The sequence below is a fragment of the Cellulomonas sp. PSBB021 genome, assembly GCF_002240455.1.
Classification (GTDB): Bacteria; Actinomycetota; Actinomycetes; order Actinomycetales; family Cellulomonadaceae; genus Cellulomonas; species Cellulomonas uda.
The window spans coordinates 3,548,122-3,568,398 of record NZ_CP021430.1 but is presented as its reverse complement, the minus strand read 5'-3'; the positions used below and the strand labels follow the sequence as shown (position 1 = coordinate 3,568,398).

Annotated in this window: 20 protein-coding genes and 1 pseudogene; 9 read left to right on the top strand and 12 right to left on the bottom strand. The window is 70.8% G+C overall.

The genetic code is table 11. The annotated features are described in order from the left end of the window. Positions 1-47: 47 nt before the first annotated feature. Complete coding sequence (locus CBP52_RS16395) at positions 48-617, top strand: low molecular weight phosphatase family protein (RefSeq protein WP_094181858.1); 570 nt, start codon at positions 48-50, stop codon at positions 615-617. Positions 618-635: 18 nt separating this feature from the next. On the opposite strand, the gene CBP52_RS16390 is transcribed toward CBP52_RS16395, so the two are convergent. Next, complete coding sequence (locus CBP52_RS16390; protein WP_094182459.1) at positions 636-1,802, bottom strand: M20 family metallopeptidase; 1,167 nt, start codon at positions 1,800-1,802, stop codon at positions 636-638. 145 nt (positions 1,803-1,947) lie between these two features. On the opposite strand from CBP52_RS16390, the gene CBP52_RS16385 reads away from it, so the two are divergent. Continuing rightward, positions 1,948-4,254 (top strand): helicase-associated domain-containing protein, encoded by a 2,307-nt coding sequence (locus CBP52_RS16385; RefSeq protein WP_094181857.1) that lies wholly within the window; start codon positions 1,948-1,950, stop codon positions 4,252-4,254. Then, a complete protein-coding gene (locus CBP52_RS16380; RefSeq protein ID WP_094181856.1) occupies positions 4,251-5,891 on the top strand; it encodes a DNA repair helicase XPB in 1,641 nt (546 codons plus the stop codon). The genes CBP52_RS16385 and CBP52_RS16380 overlap by 4 nt, the downstream gene beginning before the upstream one ends. Positions 5,892-6,112: 221 nt before the next feature. Here the strand turns inward: CBP52_RS16380 and CBP52_RS16375 are convergent, their stop codons facing one another. Both CBP52_RS16375 and CBP52_RS16370 read right to left on the bottom strand, forming a co-directional pair. After that, a complete protein-coding gene (locus CBP52_RS16375; protein ID WP_094181855.1) occupies positions 6,113-6,406 on the bottom strand; it encodes a hypothetical protein in 294 nt (97 codons plus the stop codon). 9 nt (positions 6,407-6,415) lie between these two features. Then, a complete protein-coding gene (locus CBP52_RS16370; RefSeq protein ID WP_232514553.1) occupies positions 6,416-7,156 on the bottom strand; it encodes a type 1 glutamine amidotransferase in 741 nt (246 codons plus the stop codon). A 175-nt stretch (positions 7,157-7,331) separates the two neighbouring features. Between CBP52_RS16370 and CBP52_RS16365 the strand changes: the two genes are divergently transcribed. The 5 genes and pseudogenes from CBP52_RS16365 (at position 7,332) to CBP52_RS16350 (ending at position 12,302) form a co-directional block, all read left to right on the top strand. Next, positions 7,332-8,060 (top strand): response regulator transcription factor, encoded by a 729-nt coding sequence (locus CBP52_RS16365; RefSeq protein WP_094181854.1) that lies wholly within the window; start codon positions 7,332-7,334, stop codon positions 8,058-8,060. Beyond that, positions 8,057-9,691, top strand: a complete 1,635-nt coding sequence (locus tag CBP52_RS16360; protein WP_094181853.1) for a cell wall metabolism sensor histidine kinase WalK — start codon at positions 8,057-8,059, stop codon at positions 9,689-9,691. The genes CBP52_RS16365 and CBP52_RS16360 overlap by 4 nt, the downstream gene beginning before the upstream one ends. Positions 9,692-10,167: 476 nt before the next feature. Beyond that, positions 10,168-10,399 (top strand): annotated as a pseudogene (locus CBP52_RS17715) (IS3 family transposase); the annotation flags it as partial. A 115-nt stretch (positions 10,400-10,514) separates the two neighbouring features. Next, a complete protein-coding gene (locus tag CBP52_RS16355) occupies positions 10,515-11,879 on the top strand; it encodes an IS1380 family transposase (protein ID WP_094181852.1) in 1,365 nt (454 codons plus the stop codon). Positions 11,880-12,017: 138 nt separating this feature from the next. Next, positions 12,018-12,302: a helix-turn-helix domain-containing protein gene (locus CBP52_RS16350; protein ID WP_094181851.1), complete on the top strand. Its 285-nt coding sequence runs from the start codon at positions 12,018-12,020 to the stop codon at positions 12,300-12,302. Here the strand turns inward: CBP52_RS16350 and CBP52_RS16345 are convergent, their stop codons facing one another. From CBP52_RS16345 to CBP52_RS16320, 6 genes are all read right to left on the bottom strand, one after another. Then, positions 12,303-12,854 carry an RNA 2'-phosphotransferase gene (locus CBP52_RS16345; RefSeq protein ID WP_094181850.1) on the bottom strand — a complete coding sequence of 184 codons (552 nt, stop codon included), beginning with the start codon at positions 12,852-12,854 and terminating at the stop codon, positions 12,303-12,305. Further along, complete coding sequence (locus CBP52_RS16340) at positions 12,851-13,234, bottom strand: hypothetical protein (RefSeq protein WP_094181849.1); 384 nt, start codon at positions 13,232-13,234, stop codon at positions 12,851-12,853. The genes CBP52_RS16345 and CBP52_RS16340 overlap by 4 nt, the downstream gene beginning before the upstream one ends. Positions 13,235-13,245: 11 nt before the next feature. Beyond that, on the bottom strand, positions 13,246-13,458 hold the full coding sequence (locus tag CBP52_RS16335; protein ID WP_157732692.1) for a hypothetical protein: 213 nt from the start codon (positions 13,456-13,458) through the stop codon (positions 13,246-13,248). A gap of 32 nt (positions 13,459-13,490) precedes the next feature. After that, positions 13,491-13,811 (bottom strand): integrase core domain-containing protein, encoded by a 321-nt coding sequence (locus CBP52_RS16330; protein WP_369826241.1) that lies wholly within the window; start codon positions 13,809-13,811, stop codon positions 13,491-13,493. A 148-nt stretch (positions 13,812-13,959) separates the two neighbouring features. Then, positions 13,960-14,457 (bottom strand): hypothetical protein, encoded by a 498-nt coding sequence (locus CBP52_RS16325; RefSeq protein WP_094181846.1) that lies wholly within the window; start codon positions 14,455-14,457, stop codon positions 13,960-13,962. A 143-nt stretch (positions 14,458-14,600) separates the two neighbouring features. Then, positions 14,601-16,178, bottom strand: a complete 1,578-nt coding sequence (locus tag CBP52_RS16320; RefSeq protein ID WP_157732691.1) for an RHS repeat-associated core domain-containing protein — start codon at positions 16,176-16,178, stop codon at positions 14,601-14,603. Between the two features lie 1,596 nt (positions 16,179-17,774). On the opposite strand from CBP52_RS16320, the gene CBP52_RS16315 reads away from it, so the two are divergent. Then, the gene (locus CBP52_RS16315; protein WP_141321580.1) at positions 17,775-18,317 is read left to right on the top strand and encodes a helix-turn-helix domain-containing protein; all 543 of its coding nucleotides are present in this window, start codon (positions 17,775-17,777) and stop codon (positions 18,315-18,317) included. Positions 18,318-18,391: 74 nt separating this feature from the next. On the opposite strand, the gene CBP52_RS16310 is transcribed toward CBP52_RS16315, so the two are convergent. The 3 genes from CBP52_RS16310 to CBP52_RS18050 form a co-directional block, all read right to left on the bottom strand. Continuing rightward, positions 18,392-18,763, bottom strand: a complete 372-nt coding sequence (locus CBP52_RS16310) for a hypothetical protein (RefSeq protein WP_094181843.1) — start codon at positions 18,761-18,763, stop codon at positions 18,392-18,394. A 259-nt stretch (positions 18,764-19,022) separates the two neighbouring features. After that, positions 19,023-19,319, bottom strand: coding sequence for a hypothetical protein (locus tag CBP52_RS16305; protein WP_157732690.1), 297 nt, complete (start codon positions 19,317-19,319; stop codon positions 19,023-19,025). A gap of 93 nt (positions 19,320-19,412) precedes the next feature. Beyond that, complete coding sequence (locus tag CBP52_RS18050; RefSeq protein WP_198303489.1) at positions 19,413-19,772, bottom strand: hypothetical protein; 360 nt, start codon at positions 19,770-19,772, stop codon at positions 19,413-19,415. Between the last annotated feature and the right edge of the window lie 505 nt (positions 19,773-20,277).

Sequence of the window (20,277 nt, the reverse complement as noted above, 5' to 3'; positions counted from 1 at the left end):
CGGGTCGCACGGGCGTCCGCGACGCGCGCCTGCGGCATCATGGCCGGGTGACCTCGCCCGACGGACCCGCGCTCGTGCTCGCCGTCTGCACCGGCAACATCTGCCGCTCGCCGGCGGTCGAACGCCTGCTCGCCGCCCGGCTCGCGGGCACCGACGTCGTCGTCGCGTCCGCCGGGACCCGCGGCGTCGTCGGCGCACCCGTGAGCGCCCCCATGGTGCCGCTCGTCGAGGCCGCCGGCGCGAGCGCGGACGGGTTCGTCGCGCGCCGGCTCACCGCGGGCGTCGCGCGCGACGCGGACCTGGTGCTCGCCCTCACGCGCGGTCACCGGGCCGCGGTCGTGGAGACCGTGCCCGCGCTCGTGCGCCGCACGTTCACGCTGCTCGAGCTCGCGCGGCTGCTCGAGCACGTCGACCCCGACGAGCTGCGCGCGGCGGGTGACACCGTCGGCGCGCGCGTGCGCGCCCTGCCGCGGCTCGTCACCGCCGTGCGGCACCTGGCGGGCCGGGGCGAGGACGACGTCGTCGACCCCTACGGCGGCTCGGCGGCGCTCTACCGCGAGTCCTTCGGCCAGCTCGCCCCCGCGGTCGAGGCGGTCGCCGCGGCCCTGCGCGCCTGACGGCGCAGGACGCCGGCGTCAGCCCTCGGCGAGGCGGTCCAGGGCGAGGCCGGCGAGCAGCGCGGCGCTGCGGGCGAGCGCGGCGTCCTCGAAGCGCGCCTGCGGCGAGTGGTTGTAGGGCGCGGTCGCGGGGTCCTCGCCGGGCAGGATCGCGCTGACGAACACGAACGCGCCGGGCACCTCCCGCAGCACGTAGGAGAAGTCCTCGCCGCCCGCGAGCGGGTGGGGCATCTCGAGCCACGCGTCGTCGCCGAACAGCGTGCGCGTCAGCCGGGCGGTGCGCCCGAGCTCGTGCGCGTCGTTGACCGTGACCGGGTAGCCGCGCCGGTACTCGACGGTGGCCGTCATGCCGTGCGCTGCGGCGACGTGCTCGCACACCTCGCGCAGCCGCTCGGGCGCCGCGGTCCACGTGTCCTGCGAGAACGTGCGGACCGTGATCTCGAGCGTCGCCGTCGACGGGATGACGTTGTCCGCGGTCCCGGAGTGGATCGACCCGACCGTCACGACCACCGGGTCGAACACGTCGAACCGGCGCGTGACCATCGCCTGCAGCGCGAGCACGATCTCGGCCGCGACGGGCACCGGGTCGGCCGCGCGGTGCGGCGCCGAGCCGTGCCCGCCCGCACCGTGCACCGTGACCGTCACGTCGTCGGGCGCGGCCATCGCGGTGCCGGCGCGCCCCGCGACCACGCCGTACGGCAGCAGCCCGCCCGAGACGTGCACGCCGTACGCGGCCACGACGCGCTCGCCCGCGGCGTCGAGCACGCCCTCGCGGATCATGTACTCCGCGCCGCCGTCGCCCTCCTCGCCGGGCTGGAACATGAGCACCACGGATCCGGCGATCTCGTCGCGCCGCGCGGCGAGCAGCCTCGCGGCCCCCACGAGTCCCGCGACGTGCATGTCGTGACCGCACGCGTGCATGTGGCCCGGGTGCTCGGACGTGAACGGCTCGCCCGTGTCCTCCGTGACGGGCAGCGCATCCATGTCGCCGCGCAGCAGCACCGCCGGCCCGGGGCGCGCGCCCCGCAGGACCGCGACGACCGAGCTGAGCGACTCACCGGTCGTGACCTCCAGGCCGAGCCCGTCGAGCGCCTCGAGCACCAGGGCCTGCGTGCGCGGCAGGTGCAGCCCGAGCTCGGGGACCCGGTGCAGCGCGTGCCGCAGCCCGGCGAGCTCCGGCAGCATCCCCTGCGCGTCGTCGTACAGGCCGGTCAGCTCTCCCACGTCGTCCTCCGCTCGCGTGCTCGTCGGGGCCGACGCTACCCCGCCGCGCACGGGCGCCACCGGTCGGCGCTGCGTGCCCGCCGGTGGCCCACGTATCGTGGTGCGGATGCCCACGTTCACCGCGTTCCTGCGCTCGTCGTCCGACGAGCAGCTCGCAGGTCTGCTCTCGCGGCGTCCGGACCTCGCCTCGCCGTTCCCCGGGAACCTGACGTCGCTCGCGGTGCGGGCCACGGGGCGCGCGAGCCTGGAGCGCGCGCTGGCGGGCGTCGACGCGGTCGTCGTGCAGGTGCTCGAGGCCGTGGCCGCGCTGGGCGGCGCGGCGCGGCCGGCGATCCAGGACGCGGTGGCGGGTGGCCCGCACGACGAGGTCGCGCGCGCGACGGACGAGGCGCTCGCGCTCGCGCTGCTGCACCCGGACGACGAGGGTGCGCTGACGCTCGCGCCGGGCGTCGCGGAGCTGCTGGGCGCGCACCCCGCGGGCCTCGCGCTCGAGGTCACCGGTCCCGCGGACCCCACCGCGCTGCCGTCCGACGACGACCCGCTCGCCGCCCCCGCGCGCGCCGTGCTGGACGCGCTCACGTGGGGGCCGCCCGTGGGCCTCGCGCCCGCGCCGGGCTCACCCGCGGGGGACGCCGTCGCGATGCTCGTCGCGCGCCGCCTGCTGGTGCGCGGCGCGGGGCGGCACGTGCTGCTGCCGGCGTCGGTCGCGCTCGTGCTGCGCGGCGGGCGCACGCACCGGGGCGTCGCGACGCCCCCGGACCTCACGCAGGTCCCGCACCGGACCCCCGCGACGGTGGCGGCCGAGTCCGCGAGCGCCGGTGAGCGGTGCGTGCGGCTCGTCGCACGGCTGCTGCGCGCGTGGGAGCAGGACCCGCCGGGCGTGCTGCGCGCGGGCGGGCTCGCGGTGCGCGAGCTGCGACGTACGGCGCAGACCCTCGAGGTCGACGAGCGTGAGGCGGCGTTCGTCGTCGAGCTCGCGTCCGCGGCCGGGCTGCTGGCGGTGGACGACGACGAGCCCGCGGTGTTCGCGCCGACGACCGAGGCCGACGCGTGGTCGGCGCTCGACCTGCCGCAGCGGTGGGTCGCGCTCGCGTCGGCGTGGCTCGCGACGACGCGCACCCCGTGGCTCGTGGGCTCGCGCGACGAGCGCGGGTCGCTGATCGCGGCGCTCGACCCCGAGCTGTCACGCCCGTGGGCGCCGCGCCTGCGCCGCTCGGTGCTGGGCGTCCTGGCGCGAGAGCCCGGGGGCGCACCGGCCGCGGACGACGTGGTCGCGGCGCTCGAGTGGTCCACCCCGCGCACCGTCCCGCCGCGCGGCGCCGTCGACGCGGTGCTCGCGGAGGCGACCACGCTGGGTGTCCTGGGCGCGGGTGCGCTGAGTGACGCCGCGCGCGTGCTGCTCGAGCCTGCGTCGCACGCCGCGACGCCCGCGGACGCACGCCCCGATGCCGCGGCGGCGTTCGCCGCGGGGCTGTCGCCCGAGGTGGGTGACCTGCTGCTGCAGGGCGACCTCACCGGCATCGTCCCCGGGCGGCCCAGCGCGGCGCTCGAGTCGCTGCTCGAGCGGGCCGCCGTCGTCGAGAGCCGCGGCGGCGCGGTCACCGTGCGGTTCACGCCCGACTCGGTACGGCGCGCGCTCGACGACGGGCTGACGGCCGACGAGCTCGTCGAGCGTTTGACGACGTTCGCGCGCGGCGGCCTCCCGCAGGCGCTGGACTACCTGGTGCGGGACGCCGCACGGCGGCACGGGCGGCTGCGCGCGGGTGCCGCCTCGTCGTACCTGCGGGCCGACGACCCCGCGCTCCTGGCCGGGCTCGCCGACGACCCGCGCTTCGCGGACCTCGGCCTGCTGCAGCTCGCGCCGACCGTGCTCGCGGCGCAGGCCTCGACGCACGAGCTGGTGGAGGCGCTGCGCGCGCACGGGCTCGCGCCCGTCGCGGAGACACCCGACGGCCAGGTGCTGCACCTGGAGCGCACCGTCCGGCGTGCCCGCCGCCGCGGCGCACGGCGCACCGCGTCCCCCGTGGTCACGCGCACCACCGACGCCGCCGCCCTGGTGCGCCGGCTGCGCTCGTCGGACCAGCGCCGAACGGCCGAGGTGCCCGACGACGGCGCCCCGCCGCGCCCGACCCCCGGCGGCCCGCCCGCCGCAGGAACAGACGACCCCGCCGCCGCGTTGGCACTCCTGCGTGAGGCGGCCGCCGCACGCGAGAACGTGTGGGTCGAGCTCGTCGGACCCAGCGGGCGGCCCGAACGCAGGCTGCTGCGTCCGCTGCGCGTCGAGGGCGGGCGGCTGCGAGCCGCCGACCCCGTGCGCGAGTCCGAGCTGACGGTCGCCGTGCACCGGATCGGCGCGGTGCGGCGCGCGGCCGACGACGAGCCCGACCAGGACCACGACCAGGAGGTCACGTGAGCGGACCGCTCATCGTCCAGAGCGACAAGACGCTGCTGCTCGAGATCGACCACGACCAGGCGGACGCGTGCCGTCGCGCGATCGCGCCGTTCGCGGAGCTCGAGCGCGCCCCCGAGCACGTGCACACCTACCGCCTCACGCCGCTGGGCCTGTGGAACGCGCGGGCCGCCGGGCACGACGCGGAGCAGGTCGTCGACGTGCTGCTCGAGTACTCGCGCTACCCCGTGCCGCACGCGCTGCTCGTCGACGTCGCCGAGACGATGGCCCGCTACGGGCGCCTGCAGCTCGTCCAGGACCCCGTGCACGGGCTGGTCCTCCACGCGCTCGACCCGGCCGTGCTCGCCGAGGTCACGCGGTCCAAGCGCACCGCGGGTCTGCTGGGCGCGCGGCTGGATGCCACCGACGTCGTCGTGCACCCCTCCGAGCGGGGGCACCTCAAGCAGGTGCTGCTCAAGCTCGGCTGGCCGGCCGAGGACCTCGCGGGCTACGTCGACGGCGAGGCGCACCCCATCTCCCTGGAGACCGACGGTTGGGCCATGCGCCCGTACCAGGAGCAGGCCGTCGAGGGGTTCTGGCACGGCGGCTCGGGCGTCGTGGTGCTGCCCTGCGGCGCCGGCAAGACGATCGTCGGCGCGGGTGCCATGGCGAAGTCGTCGACGACGACGCTCATCCTCGTCACCAACACCGTGTCCGCACGCCAGTGGCGCGACGAGCTCGTGCGCCGCACCTCGCTGACCGAGGACGAGATCGGCGAGTACTCGGGTGCCCGCAAGGAGATCCGGCCGGTCACGATCGCGACGTACCAGGTGCTCACGACCAAGCGGAAGGGCGTCTACTCGCACCTCGAGCTGCTCGACGCACGCGACTGGGGCCTGGTCCTGTACGACGAGGTGCACCTGCTGCCCGCGCCGATCTTCCGGATGACCGCGGACCTGCAGGCCCGGCGCCGGCTCGGGCTGACCGCGACGCTCGTGCGCGAGGACGGCCGTGAGGACGAGGTGTTCTCGCTCATCGGCCCCAAGCGGTTCGACGCGCCGTGGAAGGACATCGAGGCGCAGGGCTACATCGCGCCCGCGGAGTGCATCGAGGTGCGCCTGACGCTGCCCGACGCCGACCGCATGGCGTACGCGACCGCCGAGCCCGAGGAGAAGTACCGGCTCGCCGCGACCGCGTCCGGCAAGAACCGCGTGGTCGAGCGGCTCGTCGCGCAGCACGAGGGCGAGCCGACGCTCGTCATCGGTCAGTACCTGGACCAGCTCCACGAGCTCGCCGAGCACATCGGCGCCGACCTCATCACCGGTGAGACGACCGTGCGGGAGCGGCAGCGCCTGTTCGACGCGTTCCGCTCGGGTGAGATCTCCAAGCTCGTCGTGTCGAAGGTCGCGAACTTCTCGATCGACCTGCCCGAGGCGTCCGTGGCCATCCAGGTGTCCGGGTCGTTCGGGTCCCGGCAGGAGGAGGCGCAGCGGCTCGGCCGCATCATGCGGCCCAAGGCCAGCGGGCGGACCGCGCACTTCTACACGGTCGTCGCGCGCGACACCGTGGACCAGGAGTTCGCCGCCCACCGCCAGCGCTTCCTGGCCGAGCAGGGCTACGCGTACACGATCAAGGACGCCGAGGACCTGGGCGTCGCCTGATCGTCGTCGTCCCCCTCGTCGTCCCCCTGACCCCTCGCCCGCGACCCCGTCATTCCTCCGGGTATCCGACGTCGGAGCCGGAGCAACCGCGGGGTCGCGGCCGGCCTTTCGCACGAGACCGTCGTTGCTCCGGGTCTGGGACGACGAAGCCGGAGCAACCGCGGGGTCGTCGGGGAGGGTCGTCGGGGAGGGCCGTCGGGTCGACGACGAGCGCGGGCGGGTCAGGCGCGGACGGCGTACCAGCGGGAGCCGAAGCGGCGGGTGAGGGTGCGGCCCTCGATCTCGGCGCGCTCGTCGAGGTGGTGCAGCACCGCCCAGCCGGCCTGGCGCGCGGACGTGTCGTCGTCGGCCTGGTAGCGGATGGTGACGCGCGCCCGTCGGCGCACGACCTCCACGTCCCAGGCCTCGACCGTCACCAGCGTGCGCGCGAAGTCCACCGCCTCGGGCAGCAGCTCGGGCGCGGACGTGCCGGGCCGCAGCGTGCCGACGAACGCGCGCACGCGGTACGACAGCACGCGCGCCGCTCAGGCGGAGACGGGTGCGTCCGCCGCCTCGCGGACCACGTCGAGGAACGAGGTGGCCAGGAGCTCGCCGGTCGCGACGAGCTCGTCCTCACGCGCGGTGTAGTCCGCGAGGATCGCGTCCGCGTCGGCCGTCTCGTGACCCTCGGCCCAGCCGCGCAGCGTCGGGGCCGACACCTCGGGGTGGAACTGCACGCCCCACGCGGAGCCGACCCGGAACGCCTGGTACGGGTACTGGTTGGACGACGCGAGCCACACGGCGCGCGGCGGCAGGTCGACGACCGCGTCCGAGTGCATCGTCGGCTGGGCGCTCACCTTGCGCTCGGCGGGGCCGGGCAGGCCCGCGACGAGCGGGCCGAACAGCGCGTCGGCGCCCGCCTCGGGGCGCCACCAGATGTCGACCACGCCGGCCTCGGGTCCGGGCGGCGCGGCGACCTGCACGCGGCCGCCGGTCGCGGCGGCGAGGAGCTGCGCGCCCAGGCAGATGCCGAGCGTCGGGACGCGGGAGGCGACGGCGTCGGCGAGCAGCGCGCGCAGCGCGGGCAGCCAGGGCGAGCCGGCGTCGTCGTAGGCGTTCATGAGGCCGCCGAGGACGACGAGCCCATCGCCCACGCGGTCGGCCGTCGGGAGGGTGTCGCCCTGGTCGGGGCGCACCACGGTCAGCTCGACGTCGCTCCACCAGCCGGCGAGGCGGTCGAGCGGGGCCTCGGGCGAGCTCTGCACCACGGTCAGTCGAACGGTCACGTCCGCCGACGGTACCCGCTACTGGTCGTCGGTCCGAAACGCGCTGTTCAGCCCGCTCGTCGGACGAACCGATTCGGACGAGACCACCCGTACGGGCGCCGAATGTGCCGCGCCGACCCGCCGCCATCCAGGCGTTTCCCAGGCAACCCCCAGCCTGCGGCGAGAGGATCAGTCCATGAGCACCCACGCGTCGGAGGTCGAGGCCCGTCTGCTCGTCGTCGACGACGAGCCGAACATCCGCGAGCTGCTGGCCACGAGCCTGCGGTTCGCGGGGTTCGAGGTGCACGCCGCCGCGGACGGGAACTCGGCGCTGCGCCTCGCGCGGGACCTGGACCCGGACCTGCTGGTGCTCGACGTGATGCTGCCCGACATGGACGGCTTCACCGTGACGCGCCGCCTGCGCGAGAAGGGCCAGCACATGCCCGTGCTGTTCCTCACGGCGCGCGACGACACGCAGGACAAGGTGCAGGGACTCACCGTCGGCGGCGACGACTACGTGACCAAGCCGTTCAGCCTCGAGGAGGTCGTCGCGCGCATCCGCGCGATCCTGCGCCGCACGTCCCCCGCCGAGCAGGACGACGCCAACCTCATCCGCTACGCGGACCTCGAGCTCGACGAGGACTCGCACGAGGTGCACCGCGCGGGCCAGGAGATCGACCTGTCCCCCACCGAGTTCAAGCTGCTGCGCTACCTCATGCTCAACGCCGGGCGCGTGCTGTCGAAGTCGCAGATCCTCGACCACGTGTGGCAGTACGACTGGGGCGGCGACGCGAACATCGTCGAGTCCTACATCTCCTACCTGCGCCGCAAGGTCGACTCCCTGACCGGACCGGACGGCGAGAAGCTGCCGCCCCTGATCCACACCAAGCGCGGGGTCGGCTACCTCCTGCGCTCGATGTCGTGAGCCTGCGCGACCCGGGTCCCGTCCCGCCCCCGCCCCCGCGCGCGGACGACGCAGGCGCCCCCACCCCCGACGAGCAGCCGTTCCCGTCCGGCCGCGGCCCGTGGTCCCGGACCCCCCTGTCCGGGCGGCTCGTCGCGATCTCGACCGTGCTGCTGCTCGCCGGCCTGGTGCTCGCGGGCGTGACCGCGACGTGGCTGCTGCAGCGCACGCTCGTCGGGCAGGTGGACGACAAGCTGCGCACCGAGGGCCTCGCCCAGGTCAGCGCGACCAGCAGCACGTCGCCCTGGGAGGGGTCGGGCACCCCGACCGACTACCTGGGCGTCTACGTCAAGAACGGTGAGTTCGGCACCCTGTTCTCCCCGCGCGCGAGCGCGCTGCACGAGCGCGGGGTGCCCGACCTGCCCGCGCTGACCGTCGCGCAGGCACAGGCTCGCGCCGGCATGCCGTTCACCGTGTCGTCGGACACCGGGTCGCGGTGGCGTGCCGTCGCGTACCCCGGCACCGAGAACGCGACCGGTGAGGCGGTCGCGATCATCGTCGCGCTGCCGCTCGAGGACGTCTCCCAGACCGTGCGCGCCATGGTCGGCGTGCTCGCCGCGTCGGGCGCCGTGATCCTGCTGCTCGGCGGGCTCGCCGGCTGGTGGGCGGTGCGACGGTCGCTGCGTCCCCTGCGGGAGATCGAGCAGACCGCGGCGGCGTTCGCGGCCGGCGACTTCTCCCAGCGCATCCCGGCCGCCCCGACCTCCACGGAGGTCGGTCGCCTCGGAGCCGCGCTCAACGGGATGCTCGCGCAGATCGAGCAGGCGTTCGCGGCGCGCACGGCGTCGGAGCAGCGGATGCGGCGGTTCGTGTCCGACGCGTCGCACGAGCTGCGCACCCCGCTCGCCGCCATCCGCGGCTACGGCGAGCTGTACCGGATGGGCGCCCTCACGACGAAGGAGCAGGTCGACGACACGTTCGGCCGCATCGAGGGCTCCGCGACCCGGATGGGCACCCTCGTCGAGGACCTTCTGTCCCTCGCGCGGCTCGACGAGCGACGCGAAGCCCGCCGCGACCCCGTCGACCTGACCGTCGTGGCCGCCGACGCGGTGAGCGACCTGCGCGCCCTCGACCCGACGCGCACCACGCGCATCGTCCCGCTCACCTCGGGCGGCACCACGGGTCCCGTCGTCGTCCAGGGCGACGAGGCGCACCTGCGCCAGGTCGTCGCCAACCTCGTCGGGAACGTCGTGCAGCACACCCCCGCCGGCACACCCGTCGAGATCGCCGTCGGCCTCGCGCAGCGCGCACCTGGTCCCGACGAGCCCGCGGGCCCCGCGTTTCCTGTGGGCGTGATCGAGGTCCGCGACCACGGACCCGGCATCGACCCCGAGCACGCCGCCCGCGTGTTCGAGCGGTTCTACCGCGTCGACGCCTCCCGCGGCCGCGACTCCGGCGGCTCAGGACTCGGCATGGCCATCGTCGCCGCGATCGCCACCGCCCACCACGGCCACGTCGACCTCTGCCAAACCCCCGGCGGCGGAACCACGGTCCGCGTCGAGCTCCCGGTTCTGAGCCCGGCGACCCAGCTGACGGGTCCGGAGACGAGAGCGGCGACTCAGAGCGGAGAGCAGTCTCGACGATCTCCCTGAAGTCCGGCTCGAGACGAGTGGGATCCCCTCCTGACGGTGACGCCGTGAAGACCACCCGTCCGTGCAGGCGATAGCAGACCTCAGCCCTCTCGGCGAGGAACGTGCCGACCTCCGCCGTCAGGCCGAGTCCGCGCATGTGGAAGCCCTCTTCGGCCTCGGCGCTTTCGAATGACGCCGAGGCGGGATCATCCGGTGGGTATATCGAGTCCCACTCTCGGGCCCAATCATCAAGCCGCGAACAAAGTTCGGCTGGCAACCCTAGCGCCTCGGGCGGAACGTTATCGAAATATCCCGCATCCACAACTGCGCGACCAGCGTCGCGCCGCACCCCGAACCACAGCGGGAAGCACTGATACTCAGCCTGAACCCGAATAAGCGGCTTGCCGCTCCAATCAAGATGCCCTGCCACGACAATCCATCCCCTCGCTCTGCAGTAGACCCTATAGGTGTGCGGAGAAGCGCGGCAGCCTCCCCTGGTCGCCTCCGCCGGCGACAAAGCCGCCATGTAGAGCTTCTTCTCCCTGCTGCAGAACAACGTCCTGGACCGACGCACCTGGGCCACCCGCCAAGGACCTGCGCCTGGAGATCATCACCTGGATCGAACGGACCTAGCACCGCCGACGCAGACAAGCCCGCCTCGGTCGACTGACCCCCATCGAGTACGAGACCCTCAACACCCTCAGGTCGCACTCGCCGCCTGAGCCCTGATCCACCGTCATCGTGCCGCCTCGCCGGTTGCCCGTGACAGCCGAAATGCCCCCTGACGTGGGAAGATACGACTTGCGAAGGAAGTATCTGACCTGCGAGAGAGGGCACCTCGGAAGTGAAAGCATGGCACGGGTTGGTCCCGGTGTTCGACGAGAAGAACCTCGTGTCGCTCGCGGGGCTGGTCCCGGTCCTCGGGTTGGGGCAGGCCGCCGGTCTCGACGACCTGATCGCCCGGCGGTTGACGTTGGGCGCGGCGAACGTGGTCGGCAAGGTCCGCACGGTCCTGGCGGGGATGCTCGCGGGTGCGGACAGCATCGACGACCTGGACATCCTGCGCGCCGGCGCGACGAGCGACCTGCTGGCCGGGCTGCGGGCGCCGTCGACGATCGGCACGTTCCTGCGTTCGTTCACCCACGGGCACGTCCTGCAGCTGCACGCGGTCAACCGTGGCCTGCTGACCGGCCTGCAGACCCGGGTCCCGGACCTGGTCGCCGGCGGTGACCTGGCGTTCGTCGACCTCGACGACACGGTCCGTGAGGTTCACGGCTATGCCAAGCAGGGTGCCGGGTACGGGTACTCCAAGGTCTTCGGCCTGAACGCGCTGATCGCGACGATCAGCACCCCGACGAGCTCACCGGTGATCGCCGAGTGCTCGCTACGACGTGGGGCGACCCGATCGGGCAAGGGCGCCAACTGGCACCTGGCACGCGCGTTGACCACCTGCGCGGCCATCCATCCCGGGCGGGTCTGGGTCCGTGGAGATGCCGCGTTCGCGACCTACAAGAACGTGAGGACCACGCTCGATGCCGGCGCGTGGTTCTCCTTCACCGTCCCGATGTGGAAGACCGTCGTCGCGGCGATCAGCCAGATCCCCGAGGACGCGTGGACCCCGATCGTCTACCCCCGGGCGGTCCGCGACGAGGACACCGGGGAGCTGATCTCCGACGCGCAGGTCGCGCAGAACGAGTTCGTCGCGTTCACCTCCCGCCCGAAGACCGAGCAGGTCACCTGCCGGCTGGTCGTCAGGCGCGTCAAGCGTCTCGGCGCCGCACCCGCCAACGCTGCGGGGCAGGGCGAGCTGTTCACGACCTGGCGGCACCACGCGTTCATCACGAACACGACCCTCGACTCGGTCGGCGCCGACGCCGCCCACCGGGGGCACGCGATCGTCGAGCAGGTCATCGCCGAGCTCAAGGACGGGCCCCTGGCGCACTTGCCCTCGGGGAAGCTCGCCGCGAACGGCGCCTGGCTGGCGTGCACCGTGCTCGCGTTCAACCTCGCCCGCGCCGCCGCGCACGGCGCCGGCCTTGCCCGTGCCCGCGCCGCGACGATCCGCACGAAGATCGTCGCGGTCCCCGCCCGCCTGGCCCGCACCGGTCGGCGCATGGTCATGCACATGCCCGAAGACTGGCCATGGGCACCCGCGTGGGAGGCGTTGTGGGACACCGCGACCGGCCCACCAAAACCCGCGACGACCTGACCACCCCGCTACGGCGGCGCGACCGGAGGACCCAAGTGGAAGAGCCAGCACCGGCTGGCCGATCCCGCACACCCTCACGCGAACGCCGCGACACTCACTGCCCGGAACACCCGACGGACGCCGACGTGAGTCAGCTCGGTGGATCAAGGCTCAGACGCCCGCCAGGTCTCCCGCTACGAGAACAACCGCGTAGCCCCCGGCCTCGACGCCCTCATCCGCATCGCCCAGGTCTTCAACACCACCGTCGACTACCTACTCATCGACGACGCCCAACGCCGGCCCCTGACCGCGCCCAGCAGCCACCTCGACGCACGCCTGGCAGACCTCGACCAACTCACCGACGACGAACGCGCCACCATCACCAACCTCATCGACGCACTCGTCACCAAAGCCAAACTCCGCCTCATCACCGGAGCCGGATAGCTACTCGACGACGTCGACGAACCTGGCCGGCACCCGGTCGGCAAGCCACACGAGTTCATTGCCCTCGTAGAACGTGACCCCGTCCCCCGCCGCCGCAGCAGCGTCGACCCTCACGATCACCGGGTGGGCGCTCTTGCGGCCACCCACCAAGACCGCTGTCTCACGGTCCACGGACAGGTGCACGTACTGGCGCCCCATCGGCAACAGCCCCCCGGCCGCGATCACGGCCCAGCTCTCCGGCGCCGTCCCATGGAACAGTCGCGCGGGAGGGGGCGCCGGAAGCCGCCGGACTCGCCCCGGCACTGAGTGCCCATACAGCGCCCGGATCCGGTCCCCATCGAGCTGGTGCCGCCGCTTCGTAGCCGTCGAGAGCATCCGCTCCAACGAACCACGATCGACCGACTCCCAGCCACCGCCCTGTTCACGCAACACCGCCAGCAGCTGGCCGACCGGCGCCCAACCCTCCTCGTCCAGTTCCAACTCGTAAAGCCACGGCTCATGACGCAGCGCGTGCGAAACCGCCCGGCTGAGTTCGATGTCGGAGACAGTCACGCCGCCACTTCCTGGATCCACTCACAGCTCTCCGCAGCCATCTCGTAGGCGCCGGAACCGTCGATGTAGATCAAGAAGTGTCGGATGGTCCTCTGCCCCCACGCCTCACCAGGTTCCGCAGAGACAAGCTCCTCGACCCAGTCCGACTGCTCGACCTCGACAAGGGTGTCGTAGGCGCCCTCGATGTGCCATGGGGTGCTGTATGACTCGGCCCGGAAGCGGTAGGCACGAACCCGGCGGAACCGCAGACCGCCGGCGAACATCGCACCATTCCGCTCGTAGATGCACCGAAGCTCCGCATCGCCACCAGGATGCGTGAACACGACATCCTCCGTGTACGCCGACGGCGGCGGAGACAGCGGCCCAATGACGCGCTTCACGTTCCGTCCACTCACGGCAGATCAGTCCCAAAGCTCGTCAGACCATTCCTGGTCAACTGGCCAGTCAGACGCTCCTCGAACGCCGCCTGCCCCGTCCGATCGATCACGTTCCACGCCTCGCGCGGGATACCCGGCCGGGTCAGGGCCTGCGACGACCGCGTGTTGAGAATCAAGGTATTGCCGTCACGAACGATGACGTCAATCGGCACATCCTTCGGCGTCAAAGTGAATCGCCCCGGGTTTGGTGGAGGCTCGGTTACGTGGCTACGGCCGCGAGTTCGACCGTGTTGTCGGCAGCGTAGTGCTGCCAGTGGTGGTGCTCGTGTTCGGCGGGTGGGACCAGGCCGATCTCGCCGTGCAGGCGTCGGTGGTTGAACCAGTCGACGTACTCCGCGACGGCGAGCTCGACGTCGCTGACGGTCTTCCAGCCGCCGGTCGGGCGCATCGCGGGGTTGCGGATGCACTCGGCCTTGAACAGCGAGTTGAACGCTTCGGCCATCGCGTTGTCGTAGGAGTCGCCCTTGGACCCGACCGAGGCGACGGCGTTCGCCTCGGCGAGCCGCTCGGTGTAGCGCACCGCTCGATACTGAACTCCCCTGTCCGAGTGGTGGGTCAGCCCGGTCACGTCCTGCCCGGCACGCCGCCGAGCCCACAACCCCATGTCCAGGGCGTCCAGCGCGAGATCGGTCCGCAGCGACGTCGAGACCTCAGCCCCTGTCAGAGCGTCACACCACTTCGTTGACCTTGAAGTCTCGCGGACTCTCCTGGGCGATGATCTCGGCGAGCTCCCGGCGGACTAAGATTTGCCGAAAACAGTTCCAGCCGTCACCAAACCACTCGGGACTCGCTGCGATATCGACGTCCAAAGTCAGAGCATCGACACCGAGGGGGGGTAAAGTTCCGAACGGAGGAGGCATCGGGGCGAAGCTCAGCGGAAGCCAGCGCCAGCGCCGACAATCGTCACATCTGGATCCGGCCGAACCATGGGTCTGGATGGCCTTTGCCTGGAGCTGGTCGCGATCAAACCACGCACGCCCGACGCTGGGGACGACAATCTGCATCACGCCGTCGATCGCCCCGCCTCCCGGCGCTTCCACTGCCCGCATCTCAAGTTCGAAAGACGATGCCAGGCGCTCAGCCAACGACGACTCAAGACAGATCGCATCGAACTGCCAGTTCGGCACCCAGGCGCCCTTGGCCGTCAAACCCTTGTGCTGAAGCACGAGCGGTCCTGTTTGCACATCGAGTGGCATGCCGCATGAGCGACACCAGCCGCTCTCGCCATACATCGGAGTCAGGCCAAACGAGTCCTCGGGCCACGGCCACCCGCGGTTCCTCTTCGACCTCAGCTCTACGTAGTCAATCATCACAACTTCAAGGCCTCCAGAATTTCAGGATAGTCGGCGTAGATCCTGCGCGCGGCGTCCTCAATCTGTTGACGCGTCGCCGCGCGCGTGCCAGCACCGTACCCGATCTCGTTCCGCCAGGCGTGTGTGAAATACCGATGCTCCTCTCGGGTCAGCACGACGGCCGGCCAATCCATCGTATTACCTCCCATCCGCCTCGCAAAGCGCTTCTCAATGACATGGTGGGCTTCGATTGCATGATTGCGACCCCGAGTAAGGAGCCGCTGGGTCCGGTACGGGGCGATACCGGCGGCGGAGTGCGCACGCTTGCCGAATTGCGACGCGCCTTCGGCAAGCTTGGCTGCCTTGATGGCGCGCGACACATACTTTCCGAGCGTGCCAAATACGCCGGCGACCGGAATGACTGAAACAGTTGACCAAGCAACGTTCTCCCAGTCGCCCTCAAGGGCATACCAGGCGGCGTTCGCAATATCGACGCCATCGACGGCAAGTCCAGTGAGATCGAGGGCAAGGTGCCCGACCTCAGACGCGCGCATGTGGTCCTGACCCGGCGCGTACGGTCCGGGGCGAGGCGCAGGTAGTGGATCGTCCGACGGGACGGGCCCCTCCGGCTCCGTCTTTCCACTCTCAACATCCGCTCGGATCCTGTCGGTGATCCAGGCAGATGTGTCCGGGTCTAGACCGGTCGGGTCCGACCACGTCGTGGGGTTGTTGTTGGCGTAGGCGTAGCCGTTCCACTGCTGTGGGTCGGACAGGTCCAGCAGTGGGTCGAGGCTGATGAACCGGCCGGTGTGTTCGTCGTAGTAGCGGGCTCCGATGAGGGTCAGGCCGGTCTGGTCGCGGGTCTTGTCGAGGAACTGGCAGTCACCCGGGACGGCGGCGGGGGTGCCGCGGGTCGCGCCGAACGGGTCGGTGTACTGCTTGATGACCGACGTCGTCTTCCACGACCCGTTGGGCACCGCGGCCAGGGTCGTGCCGTGCAAGTCCGCGACCAGTGAGGTCACGCCGCCCAGGCCGCGTCCTGTGCGCACGGCGACGCTCTGACCGGCGAAGGTGTAGTAGCGGGTCGCGGTGACCTTGCCGGCGTTGATCGACAGCTCCTGGCCACCGGGCAGGTAGACCGTCGTGCCCGTGGCATCGACGCGCACGAGGCGCTCACCGTTCGCGTCGTACACGGCCGAGCTGTCCGTGCCCACCGACGTCAGCTCACCTTGCGCGTCCCAGGTCAGGTCCACCTTGGAGCTGTTGGTCGTGCGGGTGATCTGGTGGCCCGCCGCGTCGTACGCGTACGTCGCCGTCGCGCTGGCCGCGCCGGTGCTGCTCGTCGCGAGCAGCTGGTGCGGTCGGGTCGAGGAGTACGTGTAGCTCGCCGTGACCGCACCGTTCACACCGGTGGCGGTCGCGGTCGTGCGGTTACCCAGGACGTCGTAGGTGTACGCCACGTCGTACGGCGCCGGACTGCTCGAGGTGGCGTTCGTGGCGTTCCTCGCGCACCCGCCACTGTCATTCGCGGTCCACGCCCGGGTGAGCCGGCACAACCCGTCGTACCGGAAGTTCTGCACATCGCAGCGGTCCACCCCCAGACCGTGCTCCCCGGCTCATCAACAGCCGAACATCCACACACAGGGTCGTTGGCTCGAGCCGTCGTCTCCGCCAAGCCGGGGACCAAACGGGTTCACCCGCTACTCAGACTCGTACCGCCGATATATCTCACCTCCGGGCCAGATTTCCTGATAGCACTCCAGAACCCGCTCGGCCGCTCGAATCGTTCGCCAGTCGGCGGCACGTTCTGCGATTGACCGCAGTTCAGCCCGCACCTCTGGCCAGCGAAGCTCCCGCATAGTAAACTCGAGAATTTCCACGACTCCAGGTTGGCCGAGTTGAATCTCCCCGCGCGACGGAACAAGCAGACCCAACAGTTCAGAAAGTGCGGCAGCGCGCGAAACGGTAGGCGAGGTGAGCACTGCGAGAAGTGCGGCAAGGTCTGGCTCGAGCTCCCGCACGTCCGGCGTTGCTTCCGCTCGGCGAAGCGCCTCGGCCACGAGAGAGCGCACGATGCTCATGCCGCCGTCACTCCCGTTAGCAGTTGTCGCCACTATTGACCCACCGTTCCCCAAGCGCCCTCACGAACAACGAGGCCGGCCTGGTTCTTGAATGCTTCCACAGCGATTCCCGCGATCGACCCATCGGGTCGATAGTGTCCCGACGCGTTGTTTAGCATTCGAACGACGCCATCGACGATACTAACCTCTCCAGCAGCCAACACATCGCCCCCGCGACTCAGGTCGATGTGCCCGCCGCGCTTCAACGTCTCACCGACGCGACGAACCTCGCTCCACCACGAACCGTGAAGAGCCATCAATGCCGCCCTCCCTAGAACCCACTTGCGCGCCACCTCATGCACTGGGCGGGCCCCCGGCGGCGGCCCGCTACAAGCGCAATCGGACCGGGTCGACTGATCCCGCATCCCACAGAACACCATCACCGTCTAGGAGCCACACCCGCTCATCGACTACATCAGCAATCGCCGACAGCGCCCGGGCAACCAGTTCGGGCCAACGGGACTCAAACGGAAAAGCGGCCAGATCGTCGCACTTTAGGGACGGCAACCGTCTCCCTGAAGGGGTGGGCGGCTCTTGAAATACCTCCCATTCCACCCCTTTGGGAACTGCGTCGAATACCGTGAACAGGCGCCCGTGCTCGTCGGAAAGTTGCACCACGGTTCCCTGGGAACCGCTCACCTGGAGGACTTCGCCTAGTCCTGCAAGGGCGCCGGCGAACCGGTCGAATACGGCCTTGTCGTCCGTCAGGACGTATCCACCCCTCACAGGAACTCCCGCAGATAGATCAGCACTTCCTCTGGCGTCCTGAGAATCGCAATGCCTTGCTCGGCTGCGGAGTACACCGTCGCATCGGACACGCCAGGAGCGTACCCAACGGTACGCACGCCCGTGGAAGCTTGCGTACTCGCGATCTGCGCTGCGATTCCTCGCGCTCTACCTCGGCGGTGTCAATCCGTGGAAGCAACGAGGAGTCGTTCGAAGGCTTCGCGGGGTGTGAGGAAGCCGAGCGCGGCGCGGGGGCGTTCGTTGAGCTCTTCGGCGATCGAGGTCAGGGCGGTGTCATAGCGTCGTAGCAACGGTCCAGGTCAGGGGGTTGCTCGGGTGCGGCGGATGGTGACGGTCGATGACAGGGTCGAGATCCTTGCGGGGCTGCGGGCCGGTGAGTCGTTGCGGTCGATCGCCAGGCGGATCGGGCGGGACGTCTCGGTGGTGTCCCGGGAGGTCGCGCGGAACTCGTTGAAGACTCGCGGGTACCAGCTGGTCCACGCGGACAACACCGCCGCGGGCCGTCGCAGGCGCCCGCAGGTCGGCAAGATCGCCGCCGACGAGGTGTTGTCCGCGCGGGTCCTGGCGGACCTGAAGCACTCGCGCACCCCGCGCCAGATCGCCGGACGCTTGCGCCGCGAGGCCGATGACGACACGGTGAGCCTGATGAACGGTTCGGTGCCCGCGCATGGCAAGGTCGTGTCCCACGAGGCGATCTACCGGTACATCTACGCCCTGCCCAAGGGCGAGCTCGCCCGGCACGGGATCATGCTGCGCACAAAGCGCACCCGGCGCCGCCCGCGTCGTGACCTGGGCGAACGCGGCGCTCCGATCGTGGGGATGACCAGCATCGAGGCTCCTCCACGACAACGCCGTCCCACGAAGTAGCGGCGGCCCGAGCTGGTGGATACCGCTCCTCGTCACCGTCGTCACCCGCTGCCGGAACGACGACGATGATCCGTTCACGGCATCTCGCGCAACGCAGCCTTGCGGTGCTCGATGCTCGCGACGATAAAGCGCACTGCTCCGTCGCTGAACTCCTCGTCGCGGCCCGCCCACTCGAGGAGCAGTCGATCGAACGCATCGATCTCCAGTAAGTCGATGTCGACGAACTCCTCCTTCTTCACAAGGGCGCGAGGCTCGCCCTCGATCCGCATGCGCAGTCCGATGTCGAACCTCAGCTCGACGATCCGCGGCCCGCTCGTGCACTCCGTCAGCCGCATGGCCACGTCCCCGGGCCGCCCGCCGAACGCCCCACTCGGCAGCTCGAGAATCGCGCGGTCGAAGCGCGCGAAGAACTCCGACACAGCCTGACCGAAATCCGTGCTGCTCACTGCGCCGCCTTCCACTTCTCCCAGCACCGCTCGGATGCACACCTGACTCGCACCTCCCGGAGGCGATGCATCAGCCAACTGGCGCACGCGGAGACGAGAGCGGTGATCCACAGCGGCACGGACCGTTGATCCGCGTCTCGTAGCCCGCGAGCCATTCTTGACCTACCGCCGCGTCCTGGGCGTCAGCGAGCCCCTCGAGCGAGCTTGACACCAGAAACCAGCGCTCGGGGCACGCCCGGTGACTCAAGAATTGAGCTGACTACTTGCGCAGCAGTACGTCTGAAACGCCGACATGGTCCCCGACCCGGACGACCAGCTCGCCACCGAGGACGCCGGCGTCAGACCAGATCCAGAACTCGATCCGACCGTGGTCCTCACGGACCGAGACCTTTGACACCATCTCTCGCTCGACGACCAGGCGCTCCTCGTCGGCCTCCGTCCAACGCACTTGGACAGACCCAGCGATCTCGTCCCACGTAACCGTGACGACCGAACCATCGTTGGCCCAGCCCGTCACGCTAACGACGCCCGGCTCCTCTGAGCTGACGACTTCCACGGGGAGACCGTCGAGATCGGAGAGTTGAGGAACTTCCATGAGCGCGCTCACATCCGACCGCCCATCGGGATCACCGTCGACAGAACGAAGCCATCATCCGTGACCCGCCAGCTTGACTCGAACTTCAGTTGCGTCGAGCACGTCCCACACCACCCGGGAGCCGCTCACTCGCGGAGCACCGAGATCGACCGGCACGTCGAGGCTGATCGCACCCTCGTCCGACTCGATCGCGACGAACCCCGACCCGTCCTTCGGGTCGAACGTGATCGCATGCACCGGCGAAGCGACCCGAAGCTCACCCGACTCCTCGTCGGTCACCACGCTCGGGTCGACCGGCGCCCACTCACCCGAGACGTCCGTACGAACCGCCCCCGTACTCGCACTCGCGCGCACCGCACCCGCAGACGTCGCGGTCAACGAGCTGTACGGGTCCAGCGAGTCCAGCGCGACCACGTCGTGCTCACACGCCTGAGCGAGCAGCAACGCCGCGGTCAGCGTGGGCGCCTCCGTCGCCGAGCAGTCGACATCGGAACCCCGCACCGCGTCCGCCGCCGCATACGCCGCACCCGCGACCAGCACAGCGGCCACCGCCGTCACGACCGTCCGCCGGCCACGACCCATCAAGCCCTTACGCACACGCTCCCCCTGCAGCCCGAGACTGCTCGACGGGCAACGGTGCGCGACCCGGCGCGAGGATTATGGCGAAGAATCCGCCACGCCGTGCCCGGTTTGACGCGCTACACCCCTTCGGGCGAACGCGCAGGTCATACATGCCCTCACGCCATGAATGGTCCACATCCGTGTCGACCGCGACGGGCGTCGTGCCGCCGGTGCTCAAGGACCAAGCAACACCAGTCCTCATCTTCGCCGCGCGCAGCGTCGTCACGGCCGCTCGCTCGATGACCAGCGGCTGGGCGTCCGGGACGACCGGTTCGTGCCGCGGGGCTATGCTGACCCG